The 16,765-nt window shown below is 39.3% G+C and carries 12 protein-coding genes; 2 read left to right on the top strand and 10 right to left on the bottom strand.

Features of this window, described 5'->3' with window-relative positions; translation table 11 throughout:
* Window positions 1-49 precede the first annotated feature (49 nt).
* A complete protein-coding gene (locus RFX69_RS14765; protein WP_000570324.1) occupies window positions 50-691 on the top strand; it encodes a DUF2238 domain-containing protein in 642 nt (213 codons plus the stop codon).
* A 49-nt stretch (window positions 692-740) separates the two neighbouring features.
* On the opposite strand, the gene blp2 is transcribed toward RFX69_RS14765, so the two are convergent.
* From blp2 to RFX69_RS14725, 8 genes are all read right to left on the bottom strand, one after another.
* Entirely contained in the window at window positions 741-2,927 is a 2,187-nt protein-coding gene (gene blp2 / locus RFX69_RS14760; RefSeq protein ID WP_289332528.1) for an Ig-like repeat protein Blp2, read from the bottom strand.
* Window positions 2,928-3,202: 275 nt separating this feature from the next.
* The gene (sohB, locus tag RFX69_RS14755; protein ID WP_249497639.1) at window positions 3,203-4,165 is read right to left on the bottom strand and encodes a protease SohB; all 963 of its coding nucleotides are present in this window, start codon (window positions 4,163-4,165) and stop codon (window positions 3,203-3,205) included.
* A 147-nt stretch (window positions 4,166-4,312) separates the two neighbouring features.
* Entirely contained in the window at window positions 4,313-5,215 is a 903-nt protein-coding gene (gene pstB, locus RFX69_RS14750) for a phosphate ABC transporter ATP-binding protein PstB (RefSeq protein WP_001091973.1), read from the bottom strand.
* Between the two features lie 13 nt (window positions 5,216-5,228).
* Window positions 5,229-6,626: a phosphate ABC transporter permease PstA gene (gene pstA, locus RFX69_RS14745; RefSeq protein WP_000107954.1), complete on the bottom strand. Its 1,398-nt coding sequence runs from the start codon at window positions 6,624-6,626 to the stop codon at window positions 5,229-5,231.
* Window positions 6,623-8,002 (bottom strand): phosphate ABC transporter permease subunit PstC, encoded by a 1,380-nt coding sequence (pstC, locus tag RFX69_RS14740; RefSeq protein ID WP_001050723.1) that lies wholly within the window; start codon window positions 8,000-8,002, stop codon window positions 6,623-6,625. The genes pstA and pstC overlap by 4 nt, the downstream gene beginning before the upstream one ends.
* 100 nt (window positions 8,003-8,102) lie before the next feature.
* Window positions 8,103-9,134, bottom strand: coding sequence for a substrate-binding domain-containing protein (locus RFX69_RS14735; protein WP_001238906.1), 1,032 nt, complete (start codon window positions 9,132-9,134; stop codon window positions 8,103-8,105).
* 455 nt (window positions 9,135-9,589) lie between these two features.
* Entirely contained in the window at window positions 9,590-10,969 is a 1,380-nt protein-coding gene (locus RFX69_RS14730; RefSeq protein WP_289332529.1) for an amino acid permease, read from the bottom strand.
* Window positions 10,970-11,109: 140 nt separating this feature from the next.
* Window positions 11,110-12,831: an alpha-keto acid decarboxylase family protein gene (locus RFX69_RS14725; RefSeq protein WP_000469459.1), complete on the bottom strand. Its 1,722-nt coding sequence runs from the start codon at window positions 12,829-12,831 to the stop codon at window positions 11,110-11,112.
* Window positions 12,832-12,965: 134 nt separating this feature from the next.
* Between RFX69_RS14725 and RFX69_RS14720 the strand changes: the two genes are divergently transcribed.
* Window positions 12,966-13,451 (top strand): Lrp/AsnC family transcriptional regulator, encoded by a 486-nt coding sequence (locus tag RFX69_RS14720; protein WP_249845425.1) that lies wholly within the window; start codon window positions 12,966-12,968, stop codon window positions 13,449-13,451.
* A 71-nt stretch (window positions 13,452-13,522) separates the two neighbouring features.
* On the opposite strand, the gene RFX69_RS14715 is transcribed toward RFX69_RS14720, so the two are convergent.
* Window positions 13,523-14,953, bottom strand: coding sequence for an aldehyde dehydrogenase family protein (locus RFX69_RS14715; protein ID WP_309169481.1), 1,431 nt, complete (start codon window positions 14,951-14,953; stop codon window positions 13,523-13,525).
* Window positions 14,954-15,230: 277 nt separating this feature from the next.
* Entirely contained in the window at window positions 15,231-16,763 is a 1,533-nt protein-coding gene (locus RFX69_RS14710; RefSeq protein ID WP_289332530.1) for an aspartate aminotransferase family protein, read from the bottom strand.
* Window positions 16,764-16,765: the final 2 nt, after the last annotated feature.

Raw genomic sequence — 16,765 nt, 5'->3', positions numbered from 1 at the left:
CGCTTTTTTATTACACTCATACAAATCAGAATAAAGACTTATTTATAAAATGATCGAAAAAGAATTCAAAGTTAAACACTATATTGCACTTGGCCTGCTTTTTATTGCCATTATCATTTCAGGTATTCAACCACTTGAGTTTGAGGCTTATTTGCTTCATCAAGCTGGCACTGTTTTTATGGTGATTCTGCTTTTTATTATTTTCAAAAAAATTGGACTCGATTTCTTAAGTTTTACTTTTTATCTACTGTTTTTATTAATCCATATTATTGGTGCTCACTATCTCTACTCCTACGTTCCATACAATGACTGGATACAACAGGTGTTCCATTTCAACCTAGATCAATATATGGGCTGGTCCCGCAATATGTATGATCGTTTAGTTCATCTTGCCTATGGTGTTTTGCTCTATCCTCTTATTTATCGTGTATTCCAAGTATGGTTACCCACTGCACGTCCTTTTTCTTTATTCTTACTTGTAGTCCAGTTTGTGATGGCGTCTAGTGTCTTTTATGAACTGATCGAATGGGTAATTGCAATCGGGCTATCACCTGAACAAGCTGAAAATTATAATGGGCAACAAGGTGATATGTGGGATGCACATAAAGACATGTTACTCGCTACAATTGGCGCAATCCTCTATGGGCTAATCGCTCTTCTCACAACACCAAAAAATCAAACAATAAATTAAAATTAAAAAAGCGCTCATTGAGCGCTTTTTACATGTTGTCTCAAATACCCTAAACAACTGGATAAGTTTGATCTAAAAGGTTTTGTAAAACCGAAGAAGTTGTATCAGGTAAAGGATGATCAGGATTTGATGTTATCTGACCAACTGATGCATTTACTTCGATTGGCTCAGATGCCTGAGTCGTTTTTAACGCTGTTGATGAGAGAAGCTTTGCGATTGGGTCTGATTCACTAGCCGTAGAACTTTTTAATAAATCATCTAAAGGAACCGATTTCTGCGGGTTATTCGTCTCAGTTGTTGTACTTTGCGCTGCCTTTAAAGTATGCAGTCCGACACTATCTGCCAAAGATGGCCCTTCTGTACTTAAAGTATCTACTGAAGTTTCAGACAGGCTCGCAGTTTTCGGTGCAACTACATAAAAGGTAAATGGAGAACTTGCCTCACTGGTAAGGCCTGCCGCATCAGTTTGAGTCAAAGTAATAGTATGCTTACCAAGAGCTAAGTCTTTATCAAATGTAAATGACCAAGATCTACCACTTGTTACCGTCACAACTCCAATTGCAACACCATTATCATAAATCGTAAGAGTTGCATTTGCTTCACCTGAGCCTGTAAGTTTTGGTCTAGCATCGTCAGTTTCAGAACCAGCCGTTATAGCTCCTTTAACAGCGCCTACATCATCATCTACGCTATTTAATATAGGTTTTGCTGGTGGTGTTGTATCTTTTGTACCTACAATATCAACAACTTCAGACTTATTTCCAGCATTATCTATAGCTGATACCGAAGCATGTTTATTATCCGTTAAAGCTGGTGAAATAGAAATTGTAAATTTTCCATTCGCATCCGCTGTTCCACTACCAATTATCTTCCCTGTTGTATCTTTAATTTCAATTTTGGCATTGGCCTCAGCCGTACCGGTTACAGAAGTACCATCTGTATTAATTTGAACAGTCGGTTTATCTGGTGCAATCGAGTCAAAGCCTGGCGTAATTTCAACTGGTTTAGATACATTACCAGCAGCATCTTCCGCAACCACTGTGCCCTTTTGCGCCTCTTTTAAAGCAGGTGAAAGTGTAATTTGAAATTCACCTTGAGCATCGGCGGTCCCACTTCCAATCACTTTACCATCGGCATCTTTTATTTGAACTTTTGCATTTGCTTCAGTTTTACCATGGATTACCGATCCTTCTTTATTTACTTCAACAAAAGGAGATGCTGGTGGTATGGTATCTTTACCCGCAATAGTTTTAACTTCCTCAGATTTGTTACCCGCAGCATCTTCGGCAACCACTTTACCGCCCACTTCACTGGTTAATGGTGGAGTAAGTTTTAAAGAATAAATACCATCTTTATTCGCAAAAACAGTTCCTAATACTTTGCCAGTGGCATCATAAACAGTGATTTTTGCATTTGCTTCTGCTTTACCTGTCACTAAGGAACCATCATCACTCAATTGAGCTTGTGGAACATCTGGGGCAATTGTATCTTTTGTTCCTGTTACCACAGTAACTTTAGAATTATTTCCAGCCGCATCTTGGGCAATAACATTTAATTTATCCCCATTCACTAACGGCTTATCTAATTTAATCGTGTAATTTCCGCTCGCATCAGCAACACCTGAGGCCACTGTATTACCTGCTGCATCTTTAATGTAGATTTTCGCATTTGCTTCAGTTTTGCCAGTCACTGTCACAGTATCATCAACAAGCGTAGCTGTAGGAGCAGCAGGTGCTATTAAATCGGGAGTGCTGGGTGAATCATCTTTGTCATCTTTATCAAATGCCCAAAGATATAAACCTTCAGCGGCTAAAACTGCTAAGCCTGCTTTTAGTACATTACCCATTGAAAAGCTTGGATCATTATCAACGGCCATTGTTGCAGCTGAAGGACTCGTACTGGTATAGGCCAAATCCGTAACATGATTTAAGCCTCTATAATCTATAACCTTACCTTGGGCATCAAATTGTGCTTCAACAAATTTTCCTTGTTCAGTTGGAAAAACGAGTGAATGCTCTGTTGTATTCGTTGCTTCATTAAAGAAATTTTCTAAGACAATTATTTCTCCATTTTTTAAATGGATGACTAGACTTCCACCCTGCTTTTCCATCGATGCGATATCTTTTTGACTTACACCAATTTGAATAATAGTAGGTTGGTTTAAAACCACCTTATTGAGCTGACCATCTTGCAGAACGTCCAAACCCTCTTTGGATGCTACAATTATTCTTGTCATTATTTCCTGTCCTAAATTTCAGTTATATTTTTAAATGTTTATCTTTTAAATGGATCATCTAAAAGCTATTTTATTGTTGCCTAAAATATCAAAATCACTTATTTATCACAATTCAATAAGTATATTTATCAACAATTTTTTTTGAATCTTTATTCAATATCTATTTTTTATAAAAATGAATGGGCATTCCGGCAATTCAAACTAAATTCTTTTAGTCTTTCGCATAAAAAAGAGCACCCCTAAAAGGCACTCTTTAATTTGAAAATATATCTTAATTAAAATTTAGTATCGCGCATTTGAACTAAAGTTGAATTCGCTTTTGCTAAAGTATCAGCCACTTTATTCATTACAGCCGGGATCAGGCTATCTGCCATTTGAGCTGCTTGTAAACCTAATTTTTCACCCAAAGTTGCTTTTTTACGGGTATTAATTACATATACATCATGCTGAGGTAACAATGCTAATAGATACTCATCGGAAGTTTGTAGTTTGTCTACAAGGTTTAAATCAAGTGCATCTTGACCATACCAATGTTCACCTGTAGCAACCTTGTCCACATTAAGCTGTGGACGATATTTCTCTACAAAGTGCTTAAACAACACATGCGTTTGTTGTAGCTCTTCTTCAAACTTCGCCTTACCTTCAGGGGTATTCTCACCAAACATGGTGACAGTACGTTTATATTGCCCTGCTGTGTAAAGTTCGAAGTCCACGTTATGTTCTTTTAAAAGACGATTGAAATTTGGTACCTGAGCCACAACACCAATCGAACCCACGACAGCAAACGGTGCAGAAATAATTTCATTTGCAATACAAGCCATCATGTAGCCGCCACTTGCCGCAACCTTATCGACACAAATCGTTAAATGAAAACCTGCATCACGCAAACGAACCAATTGAGCTGCCGCCAATCCATATCCATGAACCATACCACCCGGACTTTCAAGACGTACCACAATACGGTCACGTCCAGCTTTAGCCGTTGCTAAAATAAGGGTGATTTCTTCACGAAGATTTTCAACCGCAGATGCCTGAATGTCACCTTTAAAATCTAAAACAAAAATTTTCTGGTTGTTCTTACGGCGAATTTTAGCTTCTTTTGCAAGTTGTTGAGCCAATTGTAAAAGCTCTAAACGGCTTGCTGTGGTTTGTGCAATTTTTTTTCTCTGTTCATTTACACGTGCATTTAAATGACTGACACGTATTTCCGCAGGGAGTTTAGGCAAATGGAATAACATAAAATTCTATGCTCATAAGTTTGTCTTTATAGCCTTAAGATGTGGTTCTTTTGATTAAAATTCAATAGCGATTTTGCAAAATAGAGTCATTTTCATTTATTAAATAAAAAAAAGAGCACTAGGCTCTTTTTCTTTTACAACGATCAATTAACCGAAACGGCCAGTAATGTACGCTTCTGTTAATTGGTGGTCAGGCTGAGTAAATACTTTCTCTGTAGAGTTTACTTCAATCAAATCACCTAAATGGAAGTAAGCTGTACGGTCTGAAACACGAGCTGCTTGTTGCATCGAGTGCGTTACAATAACGATTGTGTATTGATCAGAAAGCTCAGAAATCAGCTCTTCCACTTTCGCCGTTGCGATTGGGTCAAGCGCAGAACAAGGTTCATCCATCAAGATCACTTCTGGACTTACTGCAATTGTACGTGCAATACATAAACGTTGTTGCTGACCACCAGATAAGCCAGTACCCGGTTGGTTTAAACGATCCTTCACTTCTTCCCATAGACCTGCTTTACGCAAGCTATTTTCAACAATTTCTTCTAGGTCATATTTGTCACGTGCTAAACCGTGTAGCTTCGGACCATATGCCACGTTATCAAAAATAGATTTAGGAAATGGATTTGGCTTTTGGAACACCATACCAACCTGTGCACGCAGTAATACAACATCCAGATTTGGATCATAGATATTTTTGTTATCTAAAGTGATCTTACCTGTCACACGACAGCCATCAATCGTGTCGTTCATACGGTTTAAAGTACGCAGGAAAGTCGATTTACCGCAGCCTGATGGCCCAATAAATGCAATTACTTCATTTTGATAAATATCTAAATCGATGCCTTTAATCGCTTCAAAGTCACCATAATAAACATGGGCATCTTGTGCACTGATCTTGATTTCGGTTGAGTTTGGCTTTTTTGAAGCATGTGGTTCAAAATGCGAAACGTACGAAGTGCCATGATGCAGTTGTGTATCTGTAAGTTGAGATTGTTCAGTATTCACTAACTTATCCTTTTCTAAGGAATTCGTAATATCAATAGTATTCATGATTTATCCTCTATTACCAACGCACTTCGAACTTTTTACGTAACCAAATTGCAAGGCTGTTTAAACCAATCATTAATGCAAGAAGTACGATAATCGCAGCAGCAGTACGGCCTTCGAAGAAGTTACGCAACTCATTACCTTGCCATAGATAAACTTGGACAGGTAAAGCAGTTGCTTGATCAAATGGGGTGGTTGGAACACTTGCAACGAATGCACTCATCCCGATTAAAAGTAAAGGTGCAGTTTCACCGAGTGCGTGTGCAACACCAATAATTGCACCCGTCATGATGCCCGGCAATGCTAACGGTAAAACATGATGGAAAACGGTTTGTACTTTAGATGCACCTAAACCTAGGGCAGCTTGTCGAATTGAAGGTGGCACAGCTTTTAAAGAAGCACGTGTTGTAATAATGACTGTTGGTAGTGTCATTAAACTTAATACCAAACCACCGACAAAAGGAGCTGACAACGGTAAATGCATCCAACCAATAAAGATTGCAGCACCCAACAAACCAAACACGATTGAAGGTACAGCAGCAAGGTTATTAATGTTGACTTCAATAATGTCTGTAATGACATTCTTTGGAGCAAATTCTTCAAGATAGATTGCGCTGGCAACACCGATTGGAATCGAGATAATGATCACAATCAGCATCATGAATAATGAACCCATGAATGCGCCTGCAAGACCACTAATTGCTGGTGAACTACGAGAGTCAGGATTCTTAAATAAAGTGGTATTAAAGGTATTTTCAAGTACACCTTTTGCTTTAAGGTCATCTGCCAGCTTGCGGATTTCCGGATCAAGTTGTTGCTGGTCGTCTGGTAATGAGCGGTCAATATTACCCTTCAGCCATACATCTACATTGGCATCACCCAAGAAAGTTAGGTTCTCTTTTTTCCCAATGAGTGATGGGTCAGCAAACACCATATCACGTAAGCGATAAGCTTCAGAACTTGCATAAAGGCTACTTAAATAATCGCGTTGTGATGCAAGTGAAGGATCTTTAGCAATCATGCCATTTACGATCAGGCTATCCCAATCGACCATACCCATTTTCGTTTGCCAATCGACATAACGTTCTTGGTAATGTGCAGGTGTTTCACCTTGTGTGCGTACCGGCACTGGACCTGCATCAATTACTTTAGGATCGAAGTAGACCGGTACATTCATACTGGTTTGCCAGAATGCCGGTAAACCTTTTGCCAAAATACTGCCAAACAGTAGCGCAACGAATGCAAGGCCAATAACAACTGCTGACAAACCTGCAAAGCGGAAAGCTTTTTCTTTGCGGTGACGTTTAGCCAGTGATTTTTCAATCACTTTTTTACGGCGATCACGTGCTTGAGCAGCGGCTTGTGGATCAAATACGTTCTGATCCATAGGAGACGATGTATTTGATGTACTCATTCGTATTGCTCACGGTATTTACGCACAATGTACAGTGCAACAATGTTTAATCCTAAAGTGATCACAAAGAGTGTTAAACCCAGTGCAAATGCCACCAAGGCCTGTGGGCTCGCAAAATCAGTATCACCCGTTAACTGTTTTACAATGGTTACGGTAACTGTCGAAACAGCTTCAAACGGATTTGCATGTAGAAGTGGACTGTTCCCTGCTGCCAAAACCACAATCATGGTTTCCCCTACGGCACGCGAAACAGCCAATAAAAATGCCCCTGTAATACCCGGTAAAGCTGCTGGTAAAACCACTTGGCGAATCGTTTCTGATTTGGTTGCGCCCAGTCCTAACGAACCATCACGAAGTGCGCGAGGAACTTGAGTAATAATGTCATCAGACAAAGATGAAACGAATGGGATAATCATAATTCCCATTACAAAACCGGCAGTCAAAGCACTGGTTGCATTAATTTCAATACCGACATACGCACCAGCAGCTTTAAAGAATGGCCCAATAATCATCATGGCAAAAACACCATAAACAATTGTTGGAATACCCGCTAAAACTTCAATGGTAGGTTTTGCCCATGAGCGTAACCACGGCGAAGCATACTCAGCTAAATAAATAGCAATCATTAAGCCAACAGGTACAGCAACTAATAAGGCAATACCACTGACCATGAGCGTGCCCCATAGTAATGGTAATAAACCATAACTACCTTCTGCATTACCTGAAGTACTAAAGCCAGGGTTCCATTCTGTACCAAAGAAAAAGTCGATTGGACTTACAAAATGGAAGAAGTGCATTGCCTCACCAAACATCGACATTACAATGCCGATCGTGGTTAAAATGGCAACGCCAGAACATAAGATTAAACCAACATTAATTGCACGCTCAACTTGGTTACGTGCGCGATATTCTTGGCTGATTTTTTTCTTTGCCCACACTAAGCCCAACAAAGCGGCACAGACAACAACAGCAAATTTGGCAAAAGAGCCAATAGTTTGAAATTTTGCATATTGCTGAGCAGCAGCCAACTCATAAGCCGCGGGATGATCACTTACCCCAAAACCAGAAGCGATCGCTTGAACTCGATCAACGAGTACACTTCTTGCTGCTTCATCTAGAGAAGCTGTCACAGAAGCAGGTACGTTGTTAAAGATAATATGATTTAAAATACTTGGCTCAACCAAGTTCCAAATGATCAAAATTAAAAAAGCAGGGATACCGCACCAAAGCCCAACCAGTGCGCCATAATAACCAGGACGAGAATGTAATGTCGCCGAGTTGCTTCCCTTACCTGCTAGGTGGCGGCTCTTTCTCAGCCCAAGTTGATATGCAATTGCCACAAGGGCTAACAACACACCGATAAGTAGCAGATTCATGTATTCTCCACTGTTTTCTCAATTGTCATAATTTGGGAAAAACGTGTTAGACAAAAAGGCTGATGATCGCTTGAGATCACCAGCCCCTATTCAAACCAACTTATTTAACAGTTTTACCTGCTTTAAAGTCAGCTAAAACTTTAGCGCGTTCTGCATCAGACATCGCGATTAAACCATCACGCTCAGCTTTAGAACCTTTACCAGTCGCTTTTTTGCTTAGGAAGTATTCTACGTATTGTGGTAAACCTTTAACTGATTTTAAGTGCTCGCCTTTTACATAGAAGTATAGTGGACGAGATACAGGGTATGTACCATTTAACACAGTTTTCTCAGAAGGAACTACGTTGTTTACTGTCGCTACACGTAACTTGTCACGGTTCATGTCATAGAAACTTAAACCAAATACGCCTACTGCACTTGGAGAAGTTTTTAAGCGAGCTAGAGTTTCTGTATAGTCACCAGCAATTTCAATTACACGACCGTCTTTACGGAAAGTAGAACATGCTTTCTTTTGAGCGTCTTTGTCTAGGCTCTTGAAGTATTCATACGCTTCGCAACCAGCTTCAACCATTTTCTCTTGGAAAACTTCACGTGTACCGTGGTTAGACGCAGGAATAACAAGCGTAATAGGCTCATTAGGAAGTGATTTGTCAATTTGGTTCCAGTTTGTATAAGGGTTTGGAACCAATTTACCTTTTGAAGGTAACTGTGCAGCTAAAGCAGCAAACACATGATAAGGTTTTAATTTATAAGCTGCTTTGTTTGAGCTAGAGGCAAACACAATACCGTCATAACCAATTTTGATTTCTTGAATTTGTTTTACACCAGCTTTGTTACAAGCTTCGATTTCAGTGCTTTTAATTTTACGAGAAGCGTTTGCAACGTCGATTGTGTTGTCACCAACACCTTGACAGAACTGTTTTAAACCAGCAGAAGAACCACCAGAACCTACAACAGGAGTTTTAAATTGAGGGAATGTATTACCAAACTCTTCAGCTACAACGCTGGCAAATGGTAATACAGTTGAAGAACCAGCAATTTGAATCGTATCACGAGCTGCATTTGCAGTCGTTGTTACAGCGGCCCCAGTTACTGCTAATGCAATTGCGATTTGACGTGGATTTAAGCGCATTCTGTTCTCTCTCATTAATGCAATAGGTTGTACGTCACTTTTTGTTGAGTGCTTGTACGCTCTTCGATAGCTGCATTGTGAATAGAAAATATGACAAATAAGTTACAGTATTATGACGCTTTCATGATTTTTATAATGTTCATTGTCACATTTTTAAATCTATTTTATATCAATTATTTAAGATGATTTTATAAATACTTTGCTATTTAGATTTAATGGGAAATATGACAAACGTTTAAAATAATAAAATTGTAATTATGCTTAAATTATAAAAACTTAAGTAATTTAATGAATTGATGTTACAAAATTATTTTATTGACACAATTCTCAATTTTTTACGTGTCACCTTTATTTTTAAAAAATTATTTCGCCCGAACATGAAAATATTATGACAAAACAAAAACGGTTACCTGCCTTATGTCAGATAACCGCAATATCACTGTAAATTTAGCTTATTAGTTTGATTGTACTTCCGGCATTGCGACCATTTTTTTACGATACTTAAAGAAATACATAATCGCTAAAACAGCAAGCCAGATAGGCCCCAAAATAACAGCGAGTCTCATATCTGGTGTCATCGCCATAATAATGAGAATGAAACATACAAAACTAATAGTTAAATAATTACTCCATGGGCTCATAATGCTTTGGAATTTAGTTTGACGCTTTTGCAATTTCATTGCTTTGGTAAATTTCAAATGCGTGACTGAGATCATAAGCCAGTTAATAACAAGCGCAGCCACAACCAACATCATAAAGAGCTGAAAAGCTTGACCTGGAATTAAATAGTTGACCACTACACAGACTGCTGTAATTGAAGCAGACACAATTGCTGCAGGGACCGGAATACCGCGGCTGTTCACTTTTTTCAAAATTGCTGGCGCATTGCCCTGCTCTGCTAAACCATGCAACATACGACTATTACAGTAAATACAACTGTTATAAACCGAAATAGCAGCAATCAAGACCACAAAGTTCAGAACATTTGCAACGCCATTACTATTGAGGGACTGGAAAATTAAGACAAACGGGCTACCGCCTTCTGCCACCATATTCCATGGATAAAGACATAAAAGAATACCAATTGCACCGATATAAAAAATCAGGATGCGATAAACAATCTGGTTTACTGCCTTTGGAATTGTTGTTTCAGGTTTTTTCGTTTCAGCCGCAGCAATACCGATAAGTTCTAGACCACCGAATGCAAACATAATAACAGCCAAAGCCATAATAAAGCCATGAATACCATGCGGAAAGAAACCACCGTGTTGCCATAAATTTACAACGCCCGCTTGCGGACCTGCTGAGCCTGAAAGTAAAAGATAAGCACCGAAGCCAATCATACTTAAAATCGCAACAATTTTAATGCAGGAAAATAAGAACTCCGATTCCCCAAAAAAGCGGACATTTACCAAGTTAATGCCGTTAATTAAAATAAAGAAAAATAGAGCGGTCAGCCATGTCGGAATTTCTGGCCACCAAAACTGAATAAAAGTACCAATCGCACTCAGTTCGGCCATACTCACCAGTACATACAAAACCCAGTAGTTCCAGCCAGACATAAAACCAGCCATTTTGCCCCAGTATTTGTTCGCAAAATAACTAAAAGAACCACTTACCGGTTCTTCAACAACCATTTCACCTAAATGACGCATAATCAAAAAGGCAATAATTCCTGCAATTGCATATCCCAATAAAATTGAAGGACCTGCCAGTTTAATTGTTTGTGATAGACCTAAGAATAACCCTGTTCCGATCGCCCCTCCGAGTGCGATGAGTTGAATATGCCGATTGGATAAGCCTTGTTTTAACTCGTGCTTATTGTTTGCATCCATAACATTATCTCCAATGTTGGTGTCACTTCCTGTACACCTTTATTCAGCACCATATCCGAAGGCCAGAAACCGACCTTCGGACATAAGTTGCTTTAGTATGAGTCCATTTAATTTTTGAGAAGACGTGTCCTATCTTCTATTTAAAAAGAGATTGCATCCTTACATTTAACGGGTTGGGAACGCTCCTTTAAAATTTCGTAGCCGCGATCACCGTAGTCAAAACGTGCAATCACAGAAGCAAATTTTTTCAAACTCACTGGTGCATCCATTGCTGGTAGTTTCAATTCAATGAAAGTTAACTGATCATTTTGCTGAACATTATCTAAAACGCTCTTCAGCTGTCCAGCAGTCTCAACCACATAAGTTGTATGGCCTTTTTTACCGTTAAATACCGCTGGAATTTCAGTGTATTTCCAGTTTTGCACGTCGTTATAGGCAGCGTTTTCACCCATAATTAAACGTTCAATGGTGTAGCCGCCATTGTTCAACAAGAAAATAATTGGTTTTAAACCATGGCGGATAATCGTAGAGAGTTCTTGTACCGTAAGCTGGAACGAACCGTCACCAATAAACAAAATTTGACGACGCTCAGGGGCAGCTAACAAACTACCAAGCAAAGCTGGCAAGGTATAACCAATAGAACCCCAAAGCGGCTGCGCAATATATTTAGCTGTAGCAGGAAGTTTGATACCTGACAAAGCAGAGTTTGATGTTCCTACTTCACCAATAATCACATCATCTTCTTTTAAGAACCCTGAAATGTAGTTCCAAAGCACATCTTGACTAAGCTTCTGTTGGGCTGGCGCTTCAATTACTTTCTGAGGTTGTTTTTCAAGAAGAGGTATTGACGATTTACGTGGCGCAACTTTTTTATTTAGCTCGACAAGTAATTGTCCAATTTCAATACCCGGAAAATCCTGACCAAAAATATTCAAGCCATAAGATTTAATTTCGATGTAGTTCTTAGTCTCAATTTGATGCGTAAATACAGCTGAGCCTACATCGGTAAAGCGCGCGCCAACACCAATTAAACAGTCAGATTGTTCAATGATATTTTTCACATGCGGTTGGCTTGCCCCACCCACATAAGTTCCGATGTAACGAGGTGAGCCTTCATCCATAATATTTTTTGCAGTATTCATACCTGCAAATGGAATTGAGCATTTCTGAGACAAATCATTTAAAAGTGAAGTTACACCAAAAACTGAGGCTTCATTATCAATTAAAAGCGCTGGACTTTGAGCATTCTCAATAATGTCACAAAGTTTGCTTACCACACTTTGCAATAATTCAGGTTCAACAGCTGGATAGCTTAAGTCGAGTGGACGTTCAGACACTTCAATTTTAACGTGAGTAATATCACCAGGTAGTTGGATGTGTACAGGACGGCGTTCAAGGAAACACTGACGCAATACGCGGTCAATTTCAGAAGCTGCATTTGCAGGAGTTAAACGAGTTTGGGCAACTGTGAACTCTTTCATACAGTTCATAATATTGTCGTAGTTACCATCAACTAACGTATGGTGTATGAGAGTGCCCTTTTGAACTGCATGTAAAGGTGGAATACCTGAGATGTGAATAAGAGGTACATTTTCTGCATAGGCACCGGCAATACCATTAATAGCACTTAAGTCACCTACACCATAAGTGGTTGCCAAGGCAGAAAAACCGTTAATTCGTGCATAACCGTCTGCTGCATAGGCAGCATTTAATTCATTACAATTTCCAATAAATTCGAGTTGTGGGTCTGCTTCAACTTGTTCTAGATATGAGAGGTTAAAATCACCAGGTACACCAAAAAGATGTTGGATACCCATTTGTTTTAGACGAAGATTTAAAAATTCACCAATTTCTATGAACATTGCTCTATATCCTTTGAGACCAATTTTTATTCCATAGAAAAATAATATTTCATCTATCTTTTAGATTTCGTGCATAATGAAAACGCATTTTAATAAAAATACATGATTTGTGTATCATAAAAGGATTTTATGCAATGGATAAGTTCGACTGGCAAATCATTCAGGCACTACAAAAGAATGGACGACTCACCAATCAGGAAATTGGAGATTTAATCGGTTTATCTGCTTCTCAATGTTCAAGACGACGTCAATTGCTTGAACAAAAGGGCGTGATTCTTGGCTACACAGCACGCATCCAGCAACAGGCGCTAGGGCTGGAAGTTACAGCGATGATCCACATAAACTTAAGAACACACGAGGCGAAATCACAGCAAGCTTTCCAAGAGCTGATCGAAGCTGAAGATAACATTCAGGATGCTTTTTCAATTAGTGGTGATGCTGATTTTATTTTAAAAGTCGTTGCTGAAAATTTAGAACAGCTTTCTCAATTTGTAACTGAAAGATTGCTTTCTTATAATTTTATAGGTCACATAAAGTCTTACATTGTTCTGAAAAAAATTAAAGAACAGAATCATTTTTTAATCAGGCCTAAAAGCATGAGCTATCATCACTCTCAATAAAGTAACTCAGCTTTTCACTCTTAAAAGTGAAAATAAAAAGGCGGATACTAAATCCGCCTTAAAATTAATCTTTAGACTTTACTGATGTGAACCGTTTGCCCAATCGTATTTTCAAGCAAACCTTCCAAACCAAACTCAGCGCCTAAGCCAGACATTTTCCAGCCTCCGAAAGGAGCATGAGGCAGTACTTCTGCATGGGTATTAATCCAAACTGTTCCACATTGAAGCTGTGTAGCATAGGTCTGCGCAGCTTTAAGATCAGAAGACCAAATTGAACCACCCAAACCAAACTCACTGTCATTGGCACGAGCAATAGCATCGTTGATATCGGTATATTTTAAAACAGGCAACACTGGACCAAATTGCTCTTCTTGCACCACACGGCAAGAGTCAGAAACTTCAGTCAAAATAGTTGGTGCAATAAAGTAGCCCTGCTCTGGTAGCTGTTGTTGTCCAGAAAGTGCTTTTGCACCTTGTGCAATCGCTTCAGTAATCAGAGCTTTTACCTTGTTATATTGCATTTGGTTTTGTACTGGTCCAAATGTTGTAGAAGATGCCATACCATCCCCCACAACTTGAGCGTTGGCAATATCAGCTAACTTTTGAAATAAAGCTTCATATTGGCTTTCATGCACATATAAACGCTTTAACGCCGCACATGTTTGACCAGCATTCAAGAACGCCATATTAAAAATCTTAGCAGCAATTTCATCGATATTTGCATCTGGTAATACAATACCAGCATCATTACCACCAAGCTCTAAAGTTAAATGTTTTAGCTGCTGTGCTGCACCAGCCATAATGTGTTGACCTGTTCGAGTTGATCCCGTAAACACGACTTTTTGCACATCTGGATGAGAAGATAATGCTTCACCAATCTCACCAGCACCAACCACAATTGAGATTACACCTGCTGGAACTTCTTGCTGAATGATTTCACATAAACGTAAAGTCGATAATGGTGTGTATTCAGAAGGTTTGCTAATGACAACGTTACCTGCACGTAAAGCAGGCATGATATGCCAAACTGCAATCATGAGTGGCCAGTTCCATGGCGTAATTGAAGCCACTACACCCAGTGGTTGGCGATGGCGCTCAATACGCTTAGTTTCACTGTCTTCAATTACTTCTACCGGTAAATCCATAGAAGCCGCATAACGCGTCCAGCCAATTGCACCCTGCACTTCCATTTGTGCCAGTGCGAGTGGTTTACCTTGTTCAAGCACCACCAGCTCTGCAAGCATTTCAGCGTGCTTTTCAATACCGTCTGCAATCTTGTTTAAAATTGATTTACGCTCATCATGCGAGACAAGCTGCCAAGCTTTAGAAGCCTGTTTAGCTGCACTAATAGCTTGATTCACTTGTGCAACTGATGCTTTTGCACAATGTGCCGCAGTTAAGCCTGTAGCAGGATTAATAATTTCCAGTTCACCTTGTTCACCTGAACAAAGTTGACCGCCAATAATAAGTTTAAATTCATTAAGCATATTCGCTTGTTGCATTTCTTCTTCCTTGTCTTAATTGTAATTACGACTTCTTACTTTATGCAAAATGGTTTAAAGCAAGTGCCGTATTGATATATCAATGCGACCAAAAAAATCGGGAACATACCAATACAATAAGAAATTTGCTCACCATAAATCATGCATAATTATTTTTGTTTTTTGAAAATATGCATGTTTTGTGCATATACCCTTCTTCTGATACACACTTTTAATAAAAATAATATGTAATAAAAAAGCCCGGCAATAAACCGAGCTTTTTGGGGTATCAACTCAATTAGTCGATTGGTGGTACGTAGTTACCAGAAGCAATCGCATCTTTAATGCGTTCAGCTTCAGCCAATACTTGAGCTAAAAGGTTCTTAACGTTGTCGACAGTTACTACAGGGCTTAATGTTGTCATCTTCAATGACTGTACATTACCAACTTTTGTTACACCGATATTTGCTTCACCACGTGCAAACAATTCATCTGCTACGTTTTGGTTCAAGCTATCGATAAACTCAACTGGGTAACCTTCCGGAACAACACGGAACAATACCGAAGCAAATTGTGGTTCAACTAAAAGCTCTAAACCATCAGTTGCCTTGATGTAATCTGCAACTTCACGAGTCAGTTTTACACCATGGTCAATCATTGAACCATATCGCTCTTCGCCGAGTGATTCAATGGTCATCCACAATTTTAAAGCATCAAAACGACGAGTCGTTTGTAATGATTTAGACACAAGGTTAGGTACGCCATGCTCTTCATCATAAGCAGAGTTCAAGTACTCAGCTTCATAATGCATGAAACGATAGTTCGCTTCATCTTTTAACAAGAACGCGCCACAACTGATGCTTTGGAAGTAGTGCTTATGGAAGTCGAGAGTGATCGAATCAGACAATTCAATACCATCAAGCATTGCACGATAGTCATTTGACAAGATCAGTGCACCGCCCCACGCAGCATCGATATGCATCCATGAACCATACTTATTAGTAATTTCACGGATTTTTTTCAATGGATCAATTGCACCAGCATCGGTTGTACCCGCTGTCGCAACGACACAAGCAACAACTTTACCTTCAGCTTGAAGATACGCCATTGTTTTTTCAAGAGCATCAACATCCATCTGTGCATTTTCATTCACAGGAACAGTTACAACTGACTGGAAGCCCATACCCATCATTGCCATGTTCTTTTGCACAGAGAAGTGAGCATTTTCAGAACAAATGACTTTGACGTTTTTCATTGCTTCAGCTGGAATACCATCACGCTGTACAGACCATGGGTTACCATTTTCGTCTTTCCAGTTTTTCGAGATACACCAGTCACGAGCAAGTAATACACCCATCAAGTTAGATTGAGTACCGCCAGAAGTGAAAACACCTGCCTGACCAGAACCGTAACCTACTTTTTGACGCAACCAATCAATAAGCTGCACTTCCATTAATGAACCTGCCGGGCTTTGATCCCATGAGTCCATAGACTGGTTAGTTGCATTGATTAACACTTCCGCGATCTGGCTCATCACCATGGTTGGGCAGTGTAAATGTGCTAATGAATGTGGATGGTGTACTTTCAAGCTTTTATTTAAGAAAAGCTCAATCATACGTTGAAGAGATTGTTGTACACCCATACCCTCTTTTGAAGGTTGGAAAGAAATTGCTGAACGCAATTCTTTAATGCTACCGCCTGTGTACATTTTTTCATTTTGCAACCATGCTGAAACGGCTTTTACCGCTTCGCCCATTGCTGACTCATAGTCAGCAATGGATTGTGCATCATTGCAGAGTAACGCTTTACGATGTTCTGCAAAATCCACCATAT

The sequence above is a fragment of the Acinetobacter sp. 148 genome (genome assembly GCF_031196675.1).
In the GTDB taxonomy this organism is placed as follows: domain Bacteria; phylum Pseudomonadota; class Gammaproteobacteria; order Pseudomonadales; family Moraxellaceae; genus Acinetobacter; species Acinetobacter baumannii.
This window is presented reverse-complemented; position numbering and strand designations above follow the sequence as displayed.

What these genes read in the sequence shown, in the direction of transcription:
- RFX69_RS14730 (WP_289332529.1), bottom strand. Translation starts at nt 10,969, where the DNA reads ATGGATGCAAACAATAAGCACGAGTTAAAACAAGGCTTATCCAATCGG.
- RFX69_RS14725 (WP_000469459.1), bottom strand. Translation starts at nt 12,831, where the DNA reads ATGTTCATAGAAATTGGTGAATTTTTAAATCTTCGTCTAAAACAAATG.
- blp2 (WP_289332528.1), bottom strand. Translation starts at nt 2,927, where the DNA reads ATGACAAGAATAATTGTAGCATCCAAAGAGGGTTTGGACGTTCTGCAA.
- RFX69_RS14720 (WP_249845425.1), top strand. Translation starts at nt 12,966, where the DNA reads ATGGATAAGTTCGACTGGCAAATCATTCAGGCACTACAAAAGAATGGA.
- sohB (WP_249497639.1), bottom strand. Translation starts at nt 4,165, where the DNA reads ATGTTATTCCATTTGCCTAAACTCCCTGCGGAAATACGTGTCAGTCAT.
- pstA (WP_000107954.1), bottom strand. Translation starts at nt 6,626, where the DNA reads ATGAGTACATCAAATACATCGTCTCCTATGGATCAGAACGTATTTGAT.
- RFX69_RS14765 (WP_000570324.1), top strand. Translation starts at nt 50, where the DNA reads ATGATCGAAAAAGAATTCAAAGTTAAACACTATATTGCACTTGGCCTG.
- pstB (WP_001091973.1), bottom strand. Translation starts at nt 5,215, where the DNA reads ATGAATACTATTGATATTACGAATTCCTTAGAAAAGGATAAGTTAGTG.
- RFX69_RS14735 (WP_001238906.1), bottom strand. Translation starts at nt 9,134, where the DNA reads ATGCGCTTAAATCCACGTCAAATCGCAATTGCATTAGCAGTAACTGGG.
- pstC (WP_001050723.1), bottom strand. Translation starts at nt 8,002, where the DNA reads ATGAATCTGCTACTTATCGGTGTGTTGTTAGCCCTTGTGGCAATTGCA.
- RFX69_RS14710 (WP_289332530.1), bottom strand. Translation starts at nt 16,763, where the DNA reads ATGGTGGATTTTGCAGAACATCGTAAAGCGTTACTCTGCAATGATGCA.
- RFX69_RS14715 (WP_309169481.1), bottom strand. Translation starts at nt 14,953, where the DNA reads ATGCAACAAGCGAATATGCTTAATGAATTTAAACTTATTATTGGCGGT.